Origin of the sequence: Vibrio sp. OPT46 (assembly GCF_015163535.1) — a bacterium.
Lineage (GTDB): Bacteria > Pseudomonadota > Gammaproteobacteria > Enterobacterales > Vibrionaceae > Vibrio > Vibrio alginolyticus.
The window spans coordinates 1,052-1,255 of sequence record NZ_JADDYG010000877.1 but is presented as its reverse complement, the minus strand read 5'-3'; the positions used below and the strand labels follow the sequence as shown (position 1 = coordinate 1,255).

Below are 204 nucleotides of genomic sequence, written 5' to 3'. Positions count from 1 at the left end.
TTGAGCCGAGAGCTGCATTTCTAACCCATCCACCTACAACCCAAACATCTTCTCTAAATATATTCGAAACGAAAGAAATATGTTCTCTGTAACCGCAAATATCAATGCTTTTTTGGTAGCGCTCTTGCAATGATTCAGGCTTCTTTTTTCTATCAAGTGCTACTACAGGGCGTGTTCGACTTATTGCTGTAGAAATTATAATGC

At 38.7% G+C, this 204-nt stretch carries 1 protein-coding gene; it reads right to left on the bottom strand.

The features are described 5' to 3' along the window. On the bottom strand, positions 1 to 204 hold a 204-nt coding region (locus IQR33_RS34980), incomplete at both ends, for a hypothetical protein (RefSeq protein ID WP_228014241.1).